The 20,292-nt window shown below is 72.6% G+C and carries 18 protein-coding genes and 1 pseudogene; 7 read left to right on the top strand and 12 right to left on the bottom strand.

Translation table 11 applies throughout. The features are described from left to right. Nucleotides 1-12: 12 nt before the first annotated feature. Nucleotides 13-231, bottom strand: coding sequence for a hypothetical protein (locus M8330_RS17115; RefSeq protein WP_250054357.1), 219 nt, complete (start codon nt 229-231; stop codon nt 13-15). A gap of 102 nt (nt 232-333) precedes the next feature. On the opposite strand from M8330_RS17115, the gene M8330_RS17110 reads away from it, so the two are divergent. Continuing rightward, the gene (locus M8330_RS17110) at nt 334-1,743 is read left to right on the top strand and encodes a class II fumarate hydratase (protein WP_308196307.1); all 1,410 of its coding nucleotides are present in this window, start codon (nt 334-336) and stop codon (nt 1,741-1,743) included. Between the two features lie 89 nt (nt 1,744-1,832). On the opposite strand, the gene M8330_RS17105 is transcribed toward M8330_RS17110, so the two are convergent. From M8330_RS17105 to M8330_RS17090, 4 genes are all read right to left on the bottom strand, one after another. Continuing rightward, on the bottom strand, nt 1,833-2,315 hold the full coding sequence (locus M8330_RS17105; RefSeq protein WP_250828313.1) for an acyl-CoA thioesterase: 483 nt from the start codon (nt 2,313-2,315) through the stop codon (nt 1,833-1,835). A gap of 90 nt (nt 2,316-2,405) precedes the next feature. Next, complete coding sequence (locus M8330_RS17100) at nt 2,406-3,128, bottom strand: aggregation-promoting factor C-terminal-like domain-containing protein (RefSeq protein WP_250054374.1); 723 nt, start codon at nt 3,126-3,128, stop codon at nt 2,406-2,408. A 465-nt stretch (nt 3,129-3,593) separates the two neighbouring features. Continuing rightward, entirely contained in the window at nt 3,594-4,991 is a 1,398-nt protein-coding gene (gene phoH2 / locus M8330_RS17095) for an RNA 5'-3' helicase PhoH2 (RefSeq protein WP_272495057.1), read from the bottom strand. Between the two features lie 311 nt (nt 4,992-5,302). Further along, nucleotides 5,303-6,007 carry an isoprenyl transferase gene (locus M8330_RS17090; RefSeq protein ID WP_250054372.1) on the bottom strand — a complete coding sequence of 235 codons (705 nt, stop codon included), beginning with the start codon at nt 6,005-6,007 and terminating at the stop codon, nt 5,303-5,305. A 299-nt stretch (nt 6,008-6,306) separates the two neighbouring features. Here M8330_RS17090 and trhA point away from each other — a divergent pair, with 299 nt between their 5' ends. Continuing rightward, nucleotides 6,307-7,038: a PAQR family membrane homeostasis protein TrhA gene (gene trhA, locus M8330_RS17085; RefSeq protein WP_250828312.1), complete on the top strand. Its 732-nt coding sequence runs from the start codon at nt 6,307-6,309 to the stop codon at nt 7,036-7,038. A 39-nt stretch (nt 7,039-7,077) separates the two neighbouring features. On the opposite strand, the gene M8330_RS17080 is transcribed toward trhA, so the two are convergent. Beyond that, on the bottom strand, nt 7,078-8,307 hold the full coding sequence (locus M8330_RS17080) for an MFS transporter (RefSeq protein ID WP_250828311.1): 1,230 nt from the start codon (nt 8,305-8,307) through the stop codon (nt 7,078-7,080). Nucleotides 8,308-8,515: 208 nt separating this feature from the next. Between M8330_RS17080 and M8330_RS17075 the strand changes: the two genes are divergently transcribed. Continuing rightward, a complete protein-coding gene (locus tag M8330_RS17075; protein ID WP_250828310.1) occupies nt 8,516-9,490 on the top strand; it encodes an ArsR/SmtB family transcription factor in 975 nt (324 codons plus the stop codon). 106 nt (nt 9,491-9,596) lie between these two features. On the opposite strand, the gene M8330_RS17070 is transcribed toward M8330_RS17075, so the two are convergent. Continuing rightward, a complete protein-coding gene (locus M8330_RS17070; protein ID WP_250828309.1) occupies nt 9,597-10,616 on the bottom strand; it encodes a LacI family DNA-binding transcriptional regulator in 1,020 nt (339 codons plus the stop codon). A gap of 152 nt (nt 10,617-10,768) precedes the next feature. On the opposite strand from M8330_RS17070, the gene M8330_RS17065 reads away from it, so the two are divergent. Then, the gene (locus tag M8330_RS17065) at nt 10,769-12,175 is read left to right on the top strand and encodes a GH1 family beta-glucosidase (RefSeq protein ID WP_250828308.1); all 1,407 of its coding nucleotides are present in this window, start codon (nt 10,769-10,771) and stop codon (nt 12,173-12,175) included. Nucleotides 12,176-12,256: 81 nt separating this feature from the next. On the opposite strand, the gene M8330_RS17060 is transcribed toward M8330_RS17065, so the two are convergent. From M8330_RS17060 to M8330_RS17040, 5 genes are all read right to left on the bottom strand, one after another. Next, nucleotides 12,257-13,231, bottom strand: a complete 975-nt coding sequence (locus tag M8330_RS17060) for a carbohydrate ABC transporter permease (RefSeq protein WP_250056627.1) — start codon at nt 13,229-13,231, stop codon at nt 12,257-12,259. After that, nucleotides 13,228-14,226, bottom strand: a complete 999-nt coding sequence (locus tag M8330_RS17055; RefSeq protein WP_250056629.1) for a carbohydrate ABC transporter permease — start codon at nt 14,224-14,226, stop codon at nt 13,228-13,230. The genes M8330_RS17060 and M8330_RS17055 overlap by 4 nt, the downstream gene beginning before the upstream one ends. Nucleotides 14,227-14,364: 138 nt before the next feature. Continuing rightward, the gene (locus M8330_RS17050; protein ID WP_250828307.1) at nt 14,365-15,753 is read right to left on the bottom strand and encodes an ABC transporter substrate-binding protein; all 1,389 of its coding nucleotides are present in this window, start codon (nt 15,751-15,753) and stop codon (nt 14,365-14,367) included. Nucleotides 15,754-15,881: 128 nt separating this feature from the next. Continuing rightward, the gene (locus M8330_RS17045) at nt 15,882-17,912 is read right to left on the bottom strand and encodes a thioredoxin domain-containing protein (protein ID WP_250828306.1); all 2,031 of its coding nucleotides are present in this window, start codon (nt 17,910-17,912) and stop codon (nt 15,882-15,884) included. Between the two features lie 80 nt (nt 17,913-17,992). Continuing rightward, nucleotides 17,993-18,529 (bottom strand): TetR/AcrR family transcriptional regulator, encoded by a 537-nt coding sequence (locus M8330_RS17040; protein ID WP_250828305.1) that lies wholly within the window; start codon nt 18,527-18,529, stop codon nt 17,993-17,995. A gap of 73 nt (nt 18,530-18,602) precedes the next feature. On the opposite strand from M8330_RS17040, the pseudogene M8330_RS22725 reads away from it, so the two are divergent. The 3 genes and pseudogenes from M8330_RS22725 to M8330_RS17025 all read left to right on the top strand — a co-directional run. Beyond that, a pseudogene (locus tag M8330_RS22725) lies at nt 18,603-19,337 on the top strand (aldo/keto reductase); the annotation flags it as partial. Nucleotides 19,338-19,500: 163 nt separating this feature from the next. Continuing rightward, on the top strand, nt 19,501-19,650 hold the full coding sequence (locus M8330_RS17030) for a hypothetical protein (RefSeq protein WP_250828303.1): 150 nt from the start codon (nt 19,501-19,503) through the stop codon (nt 19,648-19,650). A 34-nt stretch (nt 19,651-19,684) separates the two neighbouring features. Further along, nucleotides 19,685-20,041, top strand: coding sequence for a VOC family protein (locus M8330_RS17025; protein ID WP_250828302.1), 357 nt, complete (start codon nt 19,685-19,687; stop codon nt 20,039-20,041). Nucleotides 20,042-20,292 lie beyond the last annotated feature (251 nt).

Raw genomic sequence — 20,292 nt, 5'->3', positions numbered from 1 at the left:
CCGGCCGCGGACCTAGTTCTTGTTCGAACCGGCGCGGGAGTTGGGACCGGTCGGACCCTCGTCGACGGCGCCCGACTCGGCGTCCGGCTGCCCCGCGACCGACTGGTCGTCGCTGATCGGGGTGTCCGCGTCGGCCGGGTCCATCGCGGAGACCTCCGAGACCTGGCCGTCCGCGTCCTTCTCGGTGCGGTGCTGGGCGTTGATCGCGTCGCGCTCTTCGGGTGTGGGCATGGCGAGTCGGTATCCCGGCCACGTCGGTCCATCCCACCCGGCCGGGCGGAGATCACCCGCCCGGCGGGAATGACACGCCCATCGGCGAGGTAGGTAAGAGATGTGACTACCGACGCGACGCAGGCCGGCCGGCAGGAGTTCCGCACCGAGCACGACAGCATGGGCGAGGTCCTCGTCCCGAAGGACGCGCTGTGGCGGGCGCAGACCCAGCGTGCGGTGGAGAACTTCCCCATCTCCGGGACGCCGATCGAGCCGGCGCTGATCCACGCGATCGGCCACGTCAAGGCCGCGGCCGCCACCGTGAACACCGAGCTCGGCATCCTCACCTCGGACGCCGGCGCGGCCATCGAGACCGCGGCGGGTGCCGTGGCCGCGGGCGAGCACGACGACGCGTTCCCCATCGACGTCTTCCAGACGGGGTCGGGGACCTCGTCCAACATGAACGCCAACGAGGTCATCGCGACCCTCGCCCAGCGCGCGGGCACGCAGGTGCACCCCAACGACCACGTGAACGCGAGCCAGTCCAGCAACGACACCTTCCCGACGGCGATCCACGTGGCGGCCGCCGTGGCGGTCACCGAGGGGCTGCTGCCGGCGCTGGACGTGCTGGCCACCAGCCTCGAAGGCAAGGCCGAGGAGTTCGCCGGCCTGGTGAAGTCGGGCCGCACCCACCTCATGGACGCGACTCCGGTGATGCTGGGCCAGGAGTTCTCCGGCTACGCCGCCACGGTGCGCTACGGGGCCGAGCGGCTGGCCGCCGTCCTGCCGCGCGTGCGCGAGCTGCCGCTGGGCGGCACGGCCGTCGGCACCGGCATCAACACCCCCGCCGGCTTCGCCGAGCGCGTGATCGAGGTGCTCGGCGAGCGCACCGGCCAGCCGTTCACCGAGGCGCGCAACCACTTCGAGGCCCAGGGCACCCGCGACTCCCTCGTCGAGCTGTCGGGGGCGCTGAAGACGGTCGCCGTGGGCCTCACCAAGATCTGCAACGACCTGCGCTGGATGTCGTCCGGCCCCACCACCGGCCTCGCCGAGATCCACCTGCCCGACCTGCAGCCGGGCTCGAGCATCATGCCGGGCAAGGTGAACCCGGTGCTGCCCGAGGCGACGCTGATGGTCTGCTTCCAGGTGATGGGCAACGACACCGCCGTCACCGTCGCCGGCGCGTCCGGCGCCTTCGAGCTGAACGTGGCGATGCCGGTGATGGCCCGCAACGTGCTCGAGTCCACTCGCCTGCTCGCCGCGTCGTCACGGGTGCTGGCCGAGCGCTGCGTCGACGGCATCACCGCCGACGCGAGCCGGATGCGCACCTACGCCGAGTCCTCCCCCAGCGTCGTCACCCCGCTCAACAAGCACATCGGCTACGAGAACGCCGCCAAGGTCGCCAAGAAGGCGCTCGCCGACGGCGCGACCATCCGCGAGACCGTCCTCGCCATGGGCTTCGTCGACCGCGGCGAGGTGACCCTCGAGCAGCTCGACGCCGCGCTCGACGTGGAGTCCATGACCCACCCGTGAGTACCCACACGTGAGGTTCGGCCAATAGTGCGCGACGAAGTGGCTGCTCGGAGAGCCGATTCGGGTGCTTTTCGTCGCGCACTATCGGCTCAGCGCCCGCGCAGGGACACGGGCGGGCCGGAGTAGGCGGAGAGCAGGGTGCGCAGGTCGTCGTCCATCGGCCAGGGCTTGCCGGTGCCCGGGTCCAGCAGGACGACGGTGGTCTCACCGAGCACGGCGGGCTCGGCGTCCCCCGACAGCCGTAGCTCCAGGCCGACGTCCAGCGAGGACGAGCCGAGGCGCGTCACCCGGACCGCGACGACGTAGGGCCGCGTGGGGTCCAGCGGCACCTCGCTGACGTACTCGACCCGGTGCGCCACGACCAGCTCGGTGACGTGGCCCGGTGCCGCGGCCAGCACGCCGGTGAACGGCACGCCGTCGGGTGAGACCAGCGGGGCGAACCGGAAGAACCGGGTGCGCGCCTCGTCGAGGATGCGCAGCAGCTCGACGTTGTCGGCGTGCCCCTCGAGGTTGACGTCGCGCACGCGGGCGCCGATCTCGCACTCGTACGGGTCCGCTACCTGCTCGCTCATGTCCCCGATGCTGCCAGGCGGGACGTTGCAGGTCTGTGACGCGTCAGACGTGGACGCGGCCACGCACGTCGCAGGACGCCCGGGGCGGGCTCAGTACCAGTTGACGGACTGGCTGTGCGCCCAGGCCGAGCACGGGCTGCCGTAGACGTCCTGGATGTAGCCCAGGCCCCAGGTGATCTGGGTGACGGGGTTGGTCGCCCAGTCGGCGCCGGCGGAGGCCATCTTGGAGCCGGGCAGGGCCTGCGGGATGCCGTAGGCGCTGGACGTCGGGTTGTCGGCGTCGACCTGCCAGCCGGACTCCTTGGTCCACAGGGAGTCCAGGCAGGTGAACTGGCTGCTGTCCCACCCGTAGCTGCCGAGCATGGCCGAGGCGATGGAGCGCGGGTCGAGGTCGGAGGAGTCCTCCGAGCGAGTCATGGCCTCGCCGTCGGAGGAGAGGATCGCGACCTTGGTGTCGTCGGTGTCGGCGCGGCGGTCGGCGCTGCGCGAGACGACGCCGCGGTCCTCGGTGGCGATCTCCTGAGCGGCGGCCGCGGTCTCCTCGACGCCGGTGAGGAGGTCGGCGGCGGTGAGGCCGACCGACTGCGTCGTCGCGGTGTCGGCGGCGGCCACCGGGGTCGTGCCTCCGGCGAGGCCGACGCCGCCGGCCACGGCGGCACCGGTCGTCCCGACGGCGAGGGCGGAGACCACGACGGTCGTCCGGGCGGCCAGGCGCGGGGCCTGGGCGACGCCGGCAGGGATGACGGAGGCCCGAGGAGCGGCGTGCCGGGCGGCGGAGTGCTTCGGGGCGGACGACTCGGGACGCGGGGTCACAGGGTCGTCAGCGGTCCGACGGCGTCGGCCTGGCTGGCGGTGCTTCGACAAGGGCTGGTCCGGGGTACTGGTCGGGGGCGGCGCCGGGGCGCGCACCTCGTGCTCGGGCAGGTGCCGAGACCCCGAGGGGCCCGGCGGTGGTGCGTGGACGCCTGCACCTCTCATCGGCCGGGGGCCGGCTGACCTGCGTGACGTCCGCGAGCCACGATGCATGACGCGGATGGGTCAGACAAACCGAACTCGTAACTTCTGTGCACTTCTTCACGTTTCACAGCACATCCGTCACACCAGTCACACGTGTCGGGCAGTGGCCCACCCGCCGGGGTGAGCTCGGTCCGGACAGGCCGCCGCCGCCCGGCGCTCTGCGTGAGGGCACCGGACGGCGGAGGGGCTGGTGGGAACCCCGGACCCGGTCGGCATCGGCGCCGCTGAGCGGTCGACGACGGGTCGGGCGGGGCGTCGAGGTCAGACCGTGACGTTCTCCAGCATCTCGGTGACCAGCGCCGCGATCGGCGAGCGCTCGGACCGGGTCAGGGTCACGTGGGCGAACAACGGGTGACCCTTCAGCTTGTCGATCACGGCGACCACGCCGTCGTGCCGGCCGACGCGCAGGTTGTCGCGCTGCGCGACGTCGTGGGTCAGCACGACCTTGGAGTTCGCACCCATGCGCGAGAGCACGGTCAGGAGCACGTTGCGCTCCAGCGACTGCGCCTCGTCCACGATCACGAAGGCGTCGTGCAGCGAGCGTCCGCGGATGTGGGTCAGCGGCAGCACCTCGAGCATCCCGCGGTCGACGATCTCGTCGATCACGTCGGGGGTGGTCATGGCCGAGAGGGTGTCGAAGACGGCCTGCGCCCAGGGCGACATCTTCTCCGACTCCGAGCCCGGCAGGTAGCCGAGCTCCTGGCCGCCGACGGCGAACAGCGGGCGGAAGATGACGACCTTGGAGTGCTGACGGCGCTCCAGGACCGCCTCGAGACCGGCGCACAGCGCCATGGCGGACTTGCCGGTGCCGGCGCGGCCACCGAGCGAGACGATGCCGATCTCGGGGTCGAGCAGGTGCTCCAGCGCGATCCGCTGCTCGGCGCTGCGGCCGTGGATGCCGAACGCCTCGCGGTCCCCGCGGACCAGGTGCACCCGCTTGTCGGCACCGACCCGGGCCAGCGCGCTGCCCCGGTCCGACATGAGCCGCAGGCCCTGGTGGCAGGGCATGTCCCGGGCCTCGTCCAGGTCGGTGACGCCCGCGTCGTAGAGGTCGTCGAGCGCGGTCGCGGCCACGTCGAGCTCGGCCATGCCGGAGTAGCCGGTGTCGGACTCCGAGACCGCCTCGGCGCGGTACTCCTCCGCGTCCAGGCCCACGGCCGAGGCCTTGATCCGCAGCGGCATGTCCTTGGAGACGAGGGTGACGTCGTGGCCCTCGGAGGCGAGGTTCTTGGCGACGGCGAGGATGCGGGTGTCGTTGTCGCCCAGCCGGAAGCCGGAGGGCAGGCAGGTGGGGTCGATGTGGTTGAGCTCGACGCGGACCGAGCCGCCCTCGTCGCCGACGGGCACCGGGGTGTCCAGGCGGCCGTGCGCCACCCGCAGCTCGTCGAGCATGCGCAGCGCGGCGCGGGCGAAGAAGCCCAGCTCCGGGTGGTGGCGCTTGCCCTCCAGCTCGGTGATGACGACGACGGGGAGGACGACCTCGTGCTCGGCGAAGCGGCGGATGGCCGCCGGGTCGGCGAGCAGCACGCTGGTGTCCAGCACGTAGGTGCGGACGGCGGGCTGCTTCTTGCGAGGTCGTCGGGTGCTGCGGGTGCTGGTCGCGGTGCCCTCGGTCGCCGAGGTGGCGGAGGTGGGGCGGGGGGACTGCTGCGACTGCATGGCCTGGTCCGGCACGGTTTACCCCTCACGGACCGACGCAGGCACTCCTTGCCCCGGCCCTAGCTCACACGGTTGGACCGGGACGCCCGAAAGCGGGAGTGCCCGCCTCCGATCGCGCGGCAGGCGCAGTGCGTCTGCCGTGCGGTGCAGTCGTGAATCTCCACGAGCGGGCCTCCAGGTTCAGCAGGCTTCCCCACCTGCTGATGCCACGGAAAGTAGCCCCAGGACGGACGTGATCGGGGCGACACGCGGGAGTGACGCGCAGTGTTCACACCGCCGTCACACACGACCCGCCCTCCGGCAGCGGCCGCTCAGGCGCCGAAGCGGCGCTGCCGCAGCGCATAGCTGCGCAGGGCGCGGAGGAAGTCCACGCGGCGGAAGTCCGGCCAGTACGCCTCGCAGAAGTAGAACTCCGAGGTGGCCGACTGCCAGAGCAGGAACCCGCCGAGCCGCTGCTCCCCCGACGTCCGGATGACGAGGTCGGGGTCGGGCTGGCCCTTGGTGTACAGGTGCTCGGAGATCGCGTCGATGTCGACCTCGCGGGCCAGCTCCTCCAGCGAGGCTCCGCGCCGGGCACCGTCGGCCAGCAGCGAGCGCACGGCGTCGGCGATCTCCTGCCGGCCGCCGTAGCCGACGGCCACGTTGACCCACAGCCCGTCGACGTCGCGGGTGGCCTCCTCGGCGGCCTTCAGCCGCTCGGCGAGCCGGTCGGGCAGCAGGTCGACGGCGCCCACGGGGTGCAGTCGCCAGCGGCGGGTGTCGGCGAGGGAGTCCACGGCCTCGGCGATGATCTCCAGCAGCGGCTCGAGCTCCTCGGCGGGACGGTGCAGGTTGTCGGTGGAGAGCAGCCACAGCGTGACCACCTCGACGCCGACCTCGTCGCACCAGCCCAGCAGCGGCTCGATGTTGGCGGCGCCCGCCCGGTGGCCGTGCGCGGTGGACTGGCCCACGGCCTTCGCCCAGCGGCGGTTGCCGTCCAGCATCACGCCGATGTGCCGGGGCAGGTTGTCCGGCATCCGGCGCACGAGACGTGCCTCGTACAACGGGTACAGCACCCGTTGGAGCACGCGCTTGACCTGACCCACGAGCGACAGGGTAGGCCCACCGCGGCGCCGCGCGGCATCATCGGCGGCAGCAGGGGCCGCACGACCGGCCCCACGCCTGCCGACCGGCCCCGCTACCGACCGGCCCCGCTACCGACCGGTCACCGTGACGCCACCCGGGCGTCGTCATGCGGACACGAACGTCCGCCGGATGTGACACGGCTCGCCGTCGGCGGGGTGATCCCCAACCGTCCGGCCGCTACCGTTGGTCCATGACCACTCATCTGCCGCCCTCGGTCCGCGCCGGCGTCGACTCCCTGCACGAGTCCCTGTCGGAGCTGAAGGCCGAGATCAAGCCGCGTCTGCGCGGCTGGCAGCACCTGGTGGTCGCCCCGCTCACCCTGGCCGCGGGCATCGTGCTGATCGCGCTCTCCCCCGACACGGTCACCAAGGTCGGCTCGGCCGTGTTCACCGGCTCGGCGCTGATCCTGTTCACCGTCTCCGCGATCTACCACACGGGCACGTGGTCACCGAAGGTCTGGGCGTTCCTGCGCCGCTTCGACCACTCCAACATCTTCGTCCTCATCGCGGGCACCTACACGCCCTTCGCGCTGATCCTGCTCGACGGCCTCCAGCAGACCGTCCTGCTCTCCGTCGTGTGGAGCGGCGCGATCCTGGGCGTCGGGTTCCGGGTGTTCTGGAGCCACGCCCCGCGCTGGCTCTACACCCCGATCTACATCGCCCTGGGCTGGGCCGCCGTCTTCTTCCTCCCCGGATTCCTCGACGGTGCCGTGAGCCTGGGCCTCGGCATCGGCATCGCGGTCTTCGTCCTCATCTGCACCGGCGGCGCGCTCTACACGATCGGCGGCGTCGTCTACGGCGTGAAGCGCCCCAACCCCTCGCCCCGCTGGTTCGGGTTCCACGAGGTGTTCCACAGCTTCACGGTGCTGGCCTTCGTCACCCACTACGTGGGCGTCTCGATGGCCACCTACGCCCTGCGCTGACCTCGCCCCGGGGACGATCTCCGGGTCGGCAGGAGCGACTCAGGCCGCGAGCACCTCGTCGGCCACGGTACGCCGGCGCGCGACCCGGTCCGCCAGCACCACCGTGAGCGAGCCGACCACCGCGAAGCCCACGCCCACCACGGCCCAGCCCGGGGCACCGGTACCGAGCACCACGCTGGTGAGCACGCCCGGCGCGAGCATGCCCGCCAGGGCCATGCCGGTCTGGCTGACGCCCTGGTAGGCACCGGCCGCCCGCGGGTCCGCCAGCTCGAAGGAGAGCCCCCAGGAGCCTGCCTCGCCCCAGACCTCGCCGAAGGTCGCGAGGACGCCGGCGAGCAGCAGCACCGCGACCACCACCGGCACCGACAGCGCGGACCAGCCCGACAGCGGGAAGACCAGGCAGGCCGCGAGCAGCAGGAACCCGGCCCGACGCACGGCCCGGCCGGAGACGGCGACGTCCTCGGTGCCGCGCGAGACCCGCACCTGCGTGAGCGCCACGAGGACCGTGTTGGTGACCAGCACGACCGAGACCATCACGTGGGGCGCGTCGGTGCGCTCGGCGATCCACAGCGGCACGACGACGCCCTGCAGGCCGAACTGGAGCGCCATGAGCGACGTGAGCAGCGTGGCGGTCAGGTAGGTGCGGTCGCGCAGCGGCGAGACCCGCGGCGCGGCGGCTTCCTCCGGCGACGCGCGCCGACCCAGCCGCTCGAGCAGGCCCGGCACCCGGTGCCGCAGCCCGACGACGGGCACCACGGCCAGCAGCGCCAGCACCCCGACCAGCACGATGGTGGCGTGGTAGGCCGCCGGCGTCCCGACCAGGAGCGGGAGGGCGGCCAGCACCGTGCCCACGCCGATGAAGACGTTGAGCACGACGTGCAGGCGGGCGCGCACGGCCACCCGGTCGCGACCGGAGAACCACTGCGCGAGCATCGCCTGCCGGGCCGAGCCCTGGACGCTGCGGGCGCCCGAGACCGCCGAGGCGACCAGCACGAAAGACAGCGCGTCGTCCGCGGTGACGTAGACGAGCAGGCCCACGGCCTGGGCGATGCCGGAGACCTGCATGATCCGGTCGGCGGGCACCCGGTCGGCCAGGCGCCCGCCCAGCAGCGAGCACAGGACGCCGACGCCCCCGGCCACCGAGAGGCCCCACCCGACGGTGGCGGCCGACAGCCCGATGACCTGGGTGAAGTACAGCGCGCTGATGCTGTAGAAGAGGCCGTTGGCCAGCGCCCAGCCGGCCGTCGAGAAGGTGAGTGCCCGCTCCATCGCGGACGTCGGAAGGGCGGTCTGCGCCAGGGACAGGGCGAGACGTCCCCCCGCGGCAGCGAGGAGCTGGGCGACGCGACGACGGCCGTGGTGATCTCCGGTGGTGCGACCGGAGGGCTGACCGGGGGGAGTCGTGGGCGACGCTGAAGGCACGCCCGATGCTCGCCCACCCGACAGTCGTCCGGCCATGGATGTAGCGTCGGGCTTCATGCTGACCTACCGGCTGGACGGGACCGACCTGGGCGCGGTGCGCTTCGCGGTCTCCCCGCTGGGGGAGCTCTCCCTCTCGTTGCGGACGTGGCGCGAGCCCGGCCGCTACCCGCTGCACCTGCCGTGGCTGCAGCGCACGATCCCCCTGCGCAGCGGCCTCGACACCGACCTGCTGCTGGCCCTCACCAACGAGCGGCTGTCGCTGCCCGACTTCCTCACCCCCCGACCCCACTCCCCCCTCACCCGGCTCGCCGACGAGCTCGGCCGGATGGCCGACCTCGACCCGGACGTGGTCGCCGAGGACCTCGCCGAGGTGCACCGCGACGGCCTGCCGCCCGCGCTGCGCGGCGACCCGGCGGCGACCCGCGACCGGATCGTGGCCGCGCTCGCCGAGTACGGGCGGGTCTGCCTCGAGCCCTGGTGGCCACGGGTGCGCACCGTCCTGGAGGCCGACGTCGTCCACCGCGGCCGCCGGCTCGCCCAGGGCGGCCTGCCGGCGGTCTTCGAGGACCTCTCGCCCCGCATCCGGCTCGAGGGCGACCTGGTGCGTGTGCAGCTGCGCGGCGGCCACACCGCCGAGCGCGCCACCTCCGGCGAGGGCCTCACGCTGGTCCCGAGCACCTTCACGCTCGGCGTCACCGCGCCCATCTCGGTCGCCGAGGCGCCCCTGCTCCAGTACCCCGCCCGTGGGGTCGGGACGCTGTGGGAGGGCGAGCGGGCCCGGCAGCTGGACGACGGGCAGCACGAGGCCGTCAGCGCCCTCCTGGGCCCCACGCGGACCGAGCTGCTCGTGGCGCTGGCCGAGCCCGCCTCGTCCTCGGAGCTGGGGCTGCGCTCGGGGGTGACCACCTCCGCGGTCAACCAGCACCTGCGGGCGCTGCGAGCGGCCGGCCTGCTCACCTCGGCCCGCCACGGTCGGCTCGTGCTGTACCGGCGCACCGACCTCGGGGACCGGCTGCTCACCGGCGGCTGATCGCACGCCCGCCCGCCGATAGTGCGCGACGAAACGGCTGCCCGAGGGGCCGGAACAGGTGCCTTTCGTCGCGCACTATCGGCGACGACGGGTCAGGCCCGCCGGGTCAGGACGACGGCGGGGCGGTGGTCTCGCGGACGATCAGCTCCGTGGAGACGGTGACGTGCTCGGGCACGTGCTCGTCGTCCGGCTCCGAGGAGAGCAGGTGCAGGGCCTGGCGAGCGGCGATCTGACCCTGCTGGACGACCGGCTGCCGCAGCGTCGTCAGCCCCATGAACCGCGACATCTCGTGGTCGTCGATGCCGATCACCGAGAGGTCCTCGGGCACGCGGACGCCGCGCTCCTTGGCGGCGTGCAGCACCCCGATCGCCATCTCGTCGGACGCCGCGAAGACCGCGGTCGGCCGGTCCGGCCGGCTGAGCAGGGCGTGCCCGGACTCGATGCCGCCGTCGCTGGTGAAGCCGCCGTCGACCTCGAGCGTCGGGTCGTGCGGGAGGCCCGCGGCGGCCAGCGCCTGCCGGTAGCCGCGCAGCCGGAGCCGGGGCGTGGTGAAGTCCAGCCCCTCGTCCTTGAGCCCGCCGACGTAGGCGATGCGTCGGTGCCCGAGGGCGACGAGGTGCGCCATCGCCTTCTCGGCCACCTCGACGTCGTCGATGCTGACGCTGGGCCAGTGCGGCACCCGCAGGCCGACGGTCACCACGGTGCGGCCGGGGCGGGCGAGCCGACGCTGCTCGGTGGCGGTGGGCTCGATGCCGACGATGACGATCGCGTCGACCCGCTTGGTCAGCAGCTCGGTGCCGAGCACCCGGTCGCGCGCCTCGGGGTCGCCGCCGAGGTTGTAGAGCGCCAGGTCGTGGTCGCGGCGCCGCAGCTCGCGCTCGGCCCCGAGCAGGATGGTGGAGAAGTACCAGCGGGTGACGAACGGGACGACGACGGCCACGGTGCGCGTGCGACCGCCGCTGGCGAGGCCGACGGCGTGCGGCGAGGGCGTGTAGCCGAGGCGGACGGCCGCCTCGAGCACCCGGGCGCGGGTGTCCTCGGAGACCCGCGGCAGCCCGCGCAGGGCCCGGGAGACCGTGGCGGTGGAGACGCCGCACTCGCGGGCGACGTCGTCGATGCTCGTCACCGGGCACCCCCCTCGCGGTCGTGGTCACGGCCGCCGTGGTGGGCCTGGCGGCCGCGCCCCTCGGGGGTCCCCCCGGACCGCGGGCACCATGCTCCCGGCCCTGGCACGTGACAGGCATGTCGCACCCGCGCGGCGGGCCCTAGGTTGTGACCATGCGCACGTCTGCCTACACCGGTCCGCTCCCCGTCCGCCTGCCCGACGGCAGCCGCCTGGAGCTGGGCACCGCCACCGCCTCCTACCAGATCGAGGGCGCCGTCGCCGAGGACGGACGCGGCCCGTCGATCTGGGACACCTTCACCGAGCGCCCCGGCGCCGTCCGCGACGCATCCTCGGGCGAGACCGCCTGCGACAGCTACCACCGCTGGCGCGAGGACGCCGACCTCGTCGCCGGCCTCGGCGTGGAGTGGTACCGCTTCTCCATCGCCTGGCCGCGCGTCGTGCCGGCCGGCACCGGCGCCGTGGAGCCGCGCGGGCTGGACTACTACGACCGCCTCGTCGACGGCCTCCTGGAGAGGGGCGTGAAGCCCACGGCCACGCTGTACCACTGGGACCTCCCCCAGCCCCTCGAGGACGCCGGCGGCTGGCTGGTCCGCGAGACCGCCGAGGCGTTCGCCGACTACGCCGCGGTGGTGGCCGAGCGGCTCGGCGACCGCGTGGGCGCCTGGGCCACCCTGAACGAGCCGTGGTGCGCCGCGTACCTCGGCTACGCCGCCGGCGTCCACGCGCCCGGGCGTCGCGAGGGCGGTGCAGCCCACCGGGCCGCGCACCACCTGATGCTGGGCCACGCGCTGGCCGCCGAGCGCCTGCGGGCCGCGGGCCCGTGCGACGTCGGCGTCGTGCTCAACCTGGCCCCGATCTGGCCGGAGACCGTCGGCGACCCCGCCGCCGACGCGGTCACCGACGCCATCGACGCGCTGCGCAACCGCGTCTGGCTCGACCCGCTGGTCGACGGGGCCTACGACGAGGGCCTGCTCGCGGTCGCCCCGGAACTGGGCGACACCGACCTCGTGCGCCCCGGGGACCTGGAGGCCGTCAAGGGCTCGGCCGACTGGGTCGGCTTGAACTACTACACGCCCGTGCGCCCCACGCCGGCCGCCGGCGGTGCGGCGCACCCCGAGGGCGGCGCCTACCCCGGCGCCCCCGCCTTCGACCTCGTCGTGCGCGAGCCGATCACCGACATCGGCTGGGAGATCGACGCGAGCGGCCTCGAGGAGCTCGTGCGCACCACGGCGGAGCGCACCGGGCTGCCGGTGCTGGTGATGGAGAACGGCGCGGCCATGGCCGACGCCAAGGTCGCCGACAACGTGGTCGACGGCGTCGTCGACGACCAGGACCGGGTCGCCTACCTGCGCGACCACCTCGCTGCCACGCGAGCGGCGCGGGACGCCGGCGCGGACGTCCGCGCGTACGTGGTGTGGACCCTGCTCGACAACTTCGAGTGGGCCGAGGGGTACACCAAGACCTTCGGGCTCGTGCACATCGACTCCTCGGACCAGGCGCGGACCCCGAAGGCCTCGTACCACTGGGTGGCCGAGGTCGCGCGGGAGGCGCGTGGCTGATGGGGGGACGACCCCGTGGGAAGGGGTCGGTGAGGACGCCGGCGGCGCGGTGCGCACGCCGGCGTCCTGCACTCCTGGGCGTCAGCCCTTGACGCTGCCCGCGAGCAGACCGCGGACGAAGTAGCGCTGGAGGCTGAAGAAGACGACCAGCGGGATCACCAGGGAGATGAACGCACCGGAGGCCAGGAGGTACCAGTCCTCGCCGCGCTGGCCGACCAGCAGCTGCAGGGCGACCGTGAGCGGTTGCACCTGTGGCGAGCTGAAGACCTTGGCGACGAGCAGGTCGTTCCAGACCCACAGGAACTGGAAGATGCCGAACGCGGCGATGGCCGGGGCCATCAGCGGCAGCATCATGCGGGTGAAGATCTGCACGTGACCGGCGCCGTCCACGCGGGCGGACTCGATCAGCTCACCGGGGATCTCCCGCATGAAGTTGTGCAGCAGGAAGATCGCCAGCGGCATCGCGAAGATCGTGTGCGAGAGCCACAGGGCGTAGAGGCCGCCGGCGGGCGCCCCGTTGCCGGAGAGCGGGACGAGGCCGAACGGCATGTCCCGGTAGAGCTGGAGAAGCGGCACCAGCGTGACCTGGATGGGCACGATCTGGAGGGCGAAGACCGCCACGAACAGGGTGTCGCGGCCCTTGAAGTCCATCCACGCGAACGCGTAGGCGGCCAGCGTGGCGAGGCTGATCGGGATCAGCACCGCCGGGACCGTGATGACGACCGAGTTGATCAGGTTGTCCATCAGGGTGCCGGCGCCCGCGCTGGAGTCCAGCGCCGTGCGGTAGTTGTCCAGCGTGAACTGGGGGTCCTGGAAGAAGTTCCACCAGCCGTTGGACTTCACCTCGGCCTCGGGGCGGAAGGACGAGACCAGCAGGCCGAACGTCGGCACCGTCCAGACGAGCGCGACGATGAGCGCGATCGCGGACCCGACCCGGCCGCCGGCCGACTCCTTGAAGGCCGACGCCGCGGACTTGGGCCGGCCACCCTTGGACCCGTTGCCGCCCTCGGGCGGGGTCGGCTCGGTGCCGACGGGGTTCTCCACTGCGGCGGTCATCGTGCCTCCAGCTTGCGCATCGAGCGGACGTTGTAGATGACGATCGGGACCACGAGCACGAAGATCACGACCGCGATCGCCGTGGCCAGGCCCTGGTTACCGGAGACGAAGTTCTGCGTGTAGAACTCGTAGGCCATCACCGACGTGCCGAAGTTGCCGCCGGTCGCGGTCTGCACGATGTCGAAGACCTTCAGCGTGGCGATGGTGATCGTCGTCAGCACCACGATGAGGCTCGGGCGGATGCTCGGGATCGTGATGTGCCGGAACATCTTCCAGCCGCCCACGCCGTCCAGCCGGGCGGCCTCGACGATGTCGTCGGGGATCGCCTTGATGGAGGCGGACAGGATCGTCATCGCGAAACCGGCCTGGATCCAGACCAGGATGACGATGAGGAAGAACGTGTTCCAGGGCTGGTCGAGGATGAAGTTGTACGGGTCGAGCCCGATCATCGTGAGCAGCTGGTTGGCGAGACCGATCTGGTCGACGCCCCCGGCCGCCTGGGCGGAGGAGAGACCCTCCGCGCTGCGGTAGGCGTAGACGAACTTCCAGATGATCGAGGCACCGACCATCGAGATCGCCATGGGCAGGAAGAGCAGCGCCTTGGCTGCCTTCTCGAAGCGGGAGCGGTCCACGAGGATCGCGTAGACCAGGCCGATGCCGGTGGAGAGCAGCGGCGTGAGGATGACCCAGAAGAGCGTGTTGCGCAGCACCTGGAGCTGCGTGGGGTCGGTGAAGAGTCGCGTGTAGTTGTCCAGCCCGACGAACGGGGCCTCGAAGGGGCCGGCGCCGTAGAACGAGCGGATGAGGGTGCGGACCGCGGGGTAGAGCAGTCCGACGAGGATGAGCAGCAGGGCGGGCAGCACGAAGGCCGCTGCCTGGACGCGCTCGCCGTTGCGCGAGCGGAGTCGCTGCGTGAGCAGCAGGATCACGGCCATCACGCCGAAGAACAGCGCGACGGCGATGACCATCTGGATGAGCTTGTCTGACGTGGTCACGGTCCTACCCGTCTCTCGAGAGCGGTCCCCCGCCGGTGTCGCCCGGCAGGGCGTGCTTCAGCGGGCCCGGGCCGCGCGGGCCGGGGCGGGTGGGTCTACCAACCCGCCCCGGCGACGCGACTCAGGCCGTGGCGCTCGTCAGGAGGCCGGCCAGCTGTTCTCGATGTTGTCCAGCGCGGTCTGGGTGTCCTCACCCGTGATCCACGCCGTCATCTGCTTCCAGAAGGAACCGGCACCCACGGCGCTCGGCATCTGGTCGGAGCCGTCGAAGCGGAAGACCGCCTCGGGGTCCTGCAGCGTCTCGGCGGAGAGCTGGTCGATCGGGCCGACCAGGTTCGCCACGTCGAGACCGGTGTTCGCGGAGACCCAGCCACCGGTGGTGGTGGCCTTCGCCTTCTCGTTGGCCCACACGTCGGTCGACAGGTAGGTCTGGAAGGCCTGGACCTCCGGGCGGTCGGAGAAGGCCGCCACGAACTCGCCGCCGCCGAGGACGGGCTTGCCGTTGTCCTCGTTGGTGGTCGGCAGGTAGAAGGCGAACACGTCGCCGTCCTCGGCCACGGTCACGCCGTCGCCCCACTGGGTGCCGTAGAAGGACGCCTGGCGGTGCATGGCGCAGTTGTCGTCGAGGATGGGCAGGCCGCCCTCCTGGAAGGACGTGGTGGCGACGGAGTCGACGCCGCCGAAGCCGCCGTTGACGTAGTCGGAGTTCTTGAGGATGTCGCCGACCCGGTCGAGCGACTCGGCCACGCCGGCGTCGTTGAACGGCACCTCGTGGTTGACCCACTGGTCGTAGTAGTCGGCGCCCTGGTCGCGCAGGATCGCGTCCTCCAGCCAGTCGGTGGCCGGCCAGCCGGTGGCCTCGCCGGACTCGATGCCCGCGCACCACGGCTTCATGCCCGAGGCTGCGATCTCGTCGGAGAGGGCGAGCATGTCGTCCCAGGTCTCCGGGATCTCCCAGCCGTTCTTCTCGAACGTGCTCGGGGAGTACCAGACGAACGACTTCACGTTGGCGCCCAGCGGGGCGGCGTAGAAGGTGCCGTCGACGGTGCCGTAGCCCTTCCAGTCCTCGCCGAACCACTCGTCGACGTTGTCGGACACGGTCTGCGGGGCCGCCACGGCCAGGCCCGAGCCGACGACGGTCTGCAGGAGACCGGGCTGCGGGATGTAGGCGATGTCGGGGGCGTTGCCGGCCTGGAGGCGCACGACCAGCTGGGTCTCGAACTGGTCCGAGCCCTCGTAGCTGACCTCGGCGCCGGTGCACTCGGTGAAGAGCTCGTAGGAGGCCTCGTGCTGCTCCTGCTCCGGGGAGAGGATCGAGGTGTAGACGCCGACCGTCGTGCCGGTCAGGTCACCGAAGTCCGCGAGCTGCTCGAGGCCCTCGCAGTTGCTGTTGCCGTCGCCGGGCCAGGTGCCGCCGGCCGACTGGGTCTCGCTGGTGTCACCGTCGTCGCTCGCGCAACCGGCCAGGACCAGGCCGGCCACGGCCAGCGCAGCGACAGAAGCCTGCCGCATCTTCTTCGAACGCATGCTGGGTCCCTCTCTCGTCAGCGGCGAGAGCGACCTTGCCCCCGCCTGATGGACTCTGCGTAAGAGGCATGACAGCGCTTGCACTCAGGTAACGTCAAGGTTTCTCAGCAACAATTGTGTAACGGGGCTCACAGAGAGCTGAACACTTCTCTCAGGACGGCCGGGTCGGCGGTCGGACGCTGGCAGACGAATCCCCTGCACAGGTAGGCCGCCTCTGTCGCGCCGGGCACCGGGGCCCTCCCCTCCAGCAGGGCCAGGCCCCCGTCCAGCGCTGCGGACCAGACCGGTGAGGCCGGGTCGGCGACCGCCACCACGGCCCCCGGCAGGCGACGGGCCTCCCGCTCGAGGGCGTCGCGCCGCTCCCCCGGCGCCCCGACGACGGCCACCTCGGGCACGCCGGGGGCCGCGACGGCGGCGGCCGCCAGCGACCACCCGGCGAAGCGGGGCGAGCGGACGGCCAGCGCCGCGACCGTCCCGAGCGCCTCGTGCGCGGCGTCCAGGTAGCGCTGGGTGCCGGTCAGCGCGTGCGCCGCGAGCAGCGCGTGCACGGTGGCCGAGAGCCCCGAGGGGCTCGCGTTGTCGCCGGGGTCGCGGGGGCGGGTGAGCAGGTCGGACGCGTCGGCGGGGGTGTCGAGGAACCCGCCGTCCTCGGCGCGGAACCGGGTGAGGGCGTCCTCGAGCAGGGCGAGCGCCCGGTGCAGCCACACCGGGTCGGCGGTGGCACCGGCCAGGGCGAGGAAGCCACCGGCCACGCAGCCGAGGTCCTCCAGCACGGCCGTGTGCCGACCGGCCACCCCGTCACGACTGACGCGCAGCAGCCTCGACCCCGCCTCGGTCTCCACGAGGTGGACCTCCGCGAGCAGCCGCCCCGCGTCCAGCGCCGCGTCGAGCAGGTCCGGGCGGCGCAGCAGGCTGCCGGCGTCCACGAGGGAGGAGATGACGAGGCCGTTCCAGGCGGCCACCACCTTGTCGTCGCGCGCGGGGCGGGTGCGCGTCTCGCGGGCGGCGCGGAGCACGGTGCGGACGTCGGCCAGCCGCTGCTCCCCCGGTCCCTCCGGGTCCGCCCGGCGCTGGAGCACCGAGGAGCCGTGCTCGAAGGTGCCGCGCTCGGTGACGCCGAAGACCTGGGCGGCCCAGTCGGCGTCGTCCGGCCCGAGGACCTCGGCCAGCTGCGCCGGCGTCCAGACGTAGTAGCGCCCCTCCTCGCCCTCGGTGTCGGCGTCGAGCGCGGAGGCGAAGCCGCCCTCGGGGGTGCGGAGCTCGGCGAGCATCCAGTCGGCGGTCTCGGCTGCGACGCGATCGCCGAGCGAGGTGCCGAGCCGGGCGTAGAGGCCGAGCAGCTGGGCGTTGTCGTAGAGCATCTTCTCGAAGTGCGGCACGACCCAGCGGTCGTCGACGGAGTAGCGCGCGAACCCGCCCGCGAGCTGGTCGTACATGCCGCCGCGGGCCATCGCCTCCACCGTCGCGGTCAGCATCTGCCGTGCTCGCGGCGACTCGCCGGTGCCCTGCACCGAGACGCGCCGCAGCAGCTCAAGCACCATCGACGGCGGGAACTTCGGGGCACCCCCGAACCCACCGCGGACGTCGTCGTGCTGGCCGTCGAGCGCGCGCACGGCGGTCGCGACCTCGGCCGCACCCAGCGGCGCGGGCGGCACCGAGCCGTCGCTCGCCAGGTGCTCGCGCAGGTTCGCCGCGACCCGGCCGACCTCGTCGCGCCGGTTCTCCCAGGCGTCGGAGAGGCCCTCGAGCACCTGCCGGAACGACGGCATGCCGTGCTGGGGGACGTCGGGGAAGTAGGTGCCGGCGAAGAACGGGCTGCCCTCGTGGTCGAGCACGCAGGTCATCGGCCAGCCGCCCTGGCCGGTCATCGCCGTGGTCGCGTTCATGTAGACGGTGTCGACGTCCGGCCGCTCCTCGCGGTCGACCTTCACGCAGACGTAGTGCGCGTTGAGGTAGGCCGCCGTGGCGTCGTCCTCGAAGGACTCGTGCGCCATGACGTGGCACCAGTGGCAGGCCGCGTACCCGACGCTGAGCAGCACCGGGACGTCGCGGTGACGGGCCTCCTCGAACGCGTCCGGCCCCCACTCCCACCAGTCGACGGGGTTCTCGGCGTGCTGGAGGAGGTACGGGGACGTGGCGGCGGCGAGGCGGTTCGGCACCACCCCATCCCACCACGTCGATCCCGGCCGGCGTCCGCTGCTCGGTGGAGCCCGGGGCGCGCCACCGACAGCGGGCCGCCTCAGCCGTCGACGAGTGCGACGAGCGCCTCCACGTACGGGGCCGGCTCGACGTCGCCGCGGACGGCCAGCTGCTGGCTGTAGCCGTTGCACAGGGCGACGAAGGCCTCGGCGGTGCGCGCCGCGCGTGCCGGGTCCTGCCCCGACAGCTTCGCCGCCACGTCCCGACGGAGATCGGCGAGCTGACCCTCGACGACGGCAGCGAGCGCCGGGGAGACAGCGGCCTCGGCGTAGATCTGCGCGACGAGCCGGGCGTGGTCCCGGGCCCCGTCCCGCCCGCGGATCTGCTCGAGCAGGCCGGCGATGCTCTCCGTGGTCAGCTCGTCGGGGAAGACCTGGCTCGACCCCTCACAGATCGCGGCGACGATCTCCTCCTTGCCCGTGAAGTACCGGTAGATCGCTCCCACCGAGAGGCCGGAGGCCTCGACGACGTCGGTCATCGAGGTGCGACCGAAGCCGCGGGCGGTGAAGCAGGCACGGGCTGCGTCCAGGATCTGCTGCCGTCGTGCGTCGAGGTGTGCCTGGCTGACCTTGGGCATAAAAGAATGAACCTTCGCTTTGGGTGTACGTTCACCACCGTACCGTCCCCGACACCGAGGAGCACCACCACAGATGCGCTACCAGACCTTCGGACGAGGCACCGGCCTGAGGACCTCGGAGCTCGTGCTGGGCACCGCCTCCTTCGGCTCTGCCCCCGGGACCGCCGGCGTCCAGGCGGCCCGCGAGGTCTTCGAGTCCTTCGTGGCCGCCGGCGGCACGACCTTCGACACCTCGAACCTCTACCAGGACGGCGAGGCCGAGCAGGTCCTGGGCGGACTGCTCGGTGACCGGCGGGACGACTACGTCCTGATCACCAAGTACTCGGGGACGCGGAACCCCAGCGCGCCGCCGGGCACGACGGGGAACAGTCGCAAGGTCATGATCCGCTCCCTGGAGGACAGCCTGCGACGACTGCGGACGGACCACGTCGACGTCCTCATGCCGCACTTCCCCGACGGCGTCACCCCGACCGAGGAGATCCTCGCCGGGCTCGACGACCTCGTCCGCGCCGGCAAGGCCCGCTACGGGGGCTTCTCCAACTTCCCCGCGTGGCGGGTCGCGGGCGCCGCCGTCCGCGCGGGCCGGGCCGGAGGCCACGGACTCGTCTCCGCCGTCCAGACCGAGTACAGCCTGGCGCAGCGCTCCGCCGAGCGCGAGGTCCTGCCCATGGCCGAGGCGCACGGGCTCGGCGTCCTGCTCTACTCCCCGCTGGCCGGCGGCCTGCTCACCGGCAAGTATCGACGCGGCGACCAGGGACGGCTCGGCGCGCACGCGCACGACGCCGACAGCGGACAGCGCGCAGCCGTGCTCGACGAGGTCCTGGCCGTCGCCGACGAGCTCGGCACGGGCGCCGTCCAGGTCGCCCTTCTCCTGGTTGCGCGAGCGTGCCGCACGAGCCGCCACCTCGATCAGCCCCATCGTCGGCCCTCGGACCACGGCCCATCTCGACGGCTACCTCGCCGCCCTGGACGTGGCCCTCGAGCCGAGCCAGTACCGACGGCTCGACGAGGTCAGCGCCCCGGCGCTCGGCGCACCCCACGAGGACGTCTCAGCCGCGCTCGCCCACGGCTTCGACGGCGACCGCAGCCTCCTGGCGACCCCGGCGACTCCCGTCGCCTGACCCACCGCCGACCATCCCGACATCAGGAGCTCTCATGCCCACCCCGACGCTCGCCGCCATCAACCTCGAGTGCCCCGACCCCGCGCCCCTGGCCGCCTTCTGGGCTCGGCTCCTGGACGGGACCGTCGTCCTGGAGACCCCGGACTACTGCGCCGTGAGCGCCGCCGGGCTCGTCCTGGGCGCGGCCCGGGTCGAGGGCTATCGCCCGCCGACCTGGCCGTCGAACGACCGGTCCCAGCAGGTGCACCTGGACCTGCGCGTCGACGACCTCGACGGCGCGGAGCGCGATGCCCTCGCACTCGGCGCCACCAAGGAGGACCACCAGCCCTCGCCGGAGCGCTCCCGGGTCCTGCGCGACCCTGCCGGGCACCCCTTCTGCCTGCGCGCCTGACGGCGTGCTCCGGGGCGTCCTGCTCGCCGCACGATCACTCGCGTGCATCCTGGTCGCCACCTCGCACCATCCCGAGCGAGGCTCTCCGCCGTGCGTGGAGACACAGCCGTGGAGCCGTCGTCGACTAGAGCGTGTCTGCTTAATCCGGGCGTGGTGGTCGGCGATGGTTGACACATGTCGCGTGTGGCAGTGCTGAATGACGCTCAGTGGGAGCGGATCGAGTCGTTGATGCCGTCCTCGGATGGCCAGCG

This window comes from Nocardioides bruguierae (genome assembly GCF_023656415.1).
Taxonomy (GTDB): domain Bacteria; phylum Actinomycetota; class Actinomycetes; order Propionibacteriales; family Nocardioidaceae; genus Nocardioides; species Nocardioides bruguierae.
The sequence above is the reverse complement of the archived record's forward strand: the minus strand, read 5'-3'. Positions and strand labels throughout refer to the sequence as shown.

Excerpts from the sequence above, each read along its gene's own strand:
- M8330_RS17115 (WP_250054357.1), bottom strand. The coding sequence starts at position 231 with ATGCCCACACCCGAAGAGCGCGACGCGATCAACGCCCAGCACCGCACC.
- M8330_RS17105 (WP_250828313.1), bottom strand. The coding sequence starts at position 2,315 with ATGAGCGAGCAGGTAGCGGACCCGTACGAGTGCGAGATCGGCGCCCGC.
- phoH2 (WP_272495057.1), bottom strand. The coding sequence starts at position 4,991 with ATGCAGTCGCAGCAGTCCCCCCGCCCCACCTCCGCCACCTCGGCGACC.
- M8330_RS17090 (WP_250054372.1), bottom strand. The coding sequence starts at position 6,007 with ATGCCGGACAACCTGCCCCGGCACATCGGCGTGATGCTGGACGGCAAC.
- trhA (WP_250828312.1), top strand. The coding sequence starts at position 6,307 with ATGACCACTCATCTGCCGCCCTCGGTCCGCGCCGGCGTCGACTCCCTG.
- M8330_RS17080 (WP_250828311.1), bottom strand. The coding sequence starts at position 8,307 with ATGGAGCGGGCACTCACCTTCTCGACGGCCGGCTGGGCGCTGGCCAAC.
- M8330_RS17075 (WP_250828310.1), top strand. The coding sequence starts at position 8,516 with ATGCTGACCTACCGGCTGGACGGGACCGACCTGGGCGCGGTGCGCTTC.
- M8330_RS17065 (WP_250828308.1), top strand. The coding sequence starts at position 10,769 with ATGCGCACGTCTGCCTACACCGGTCCGCTCCCCGTCCGCCTGCCCGAC.
- M8330_RS17060 (WP_250056627.1), bottom strand. The coding sequence starts at position 13,231 with ATGACCGCCGCAGTGGAGAACCCCGTCGGCACCGAGCCGACCCCGCCC.
- M8330_RS17050 (WP_250828307.1), bottom strand. The coding sequence starts at position 15,753 with ATGCGTTCGAAGAAGATGCGGCAGGCTTCTGTCGCTGCGCTGGCCGTG.
- M8330_RS17040 (WP_250828305.1), bottom strand. The coding sequence starts at position 18,529 with ATGCCCAAGGTCAGCCAGGCACACCTCGACGCACGACGGCAGCAGATC.
- M8330_RS17025 (WP_250828302.1), top strand. The coding sequence starts at position 19,685 with ATGCCCACCCCGACGCTCGCCGCCATCAACCTCGAGTGCCCCGACCCC.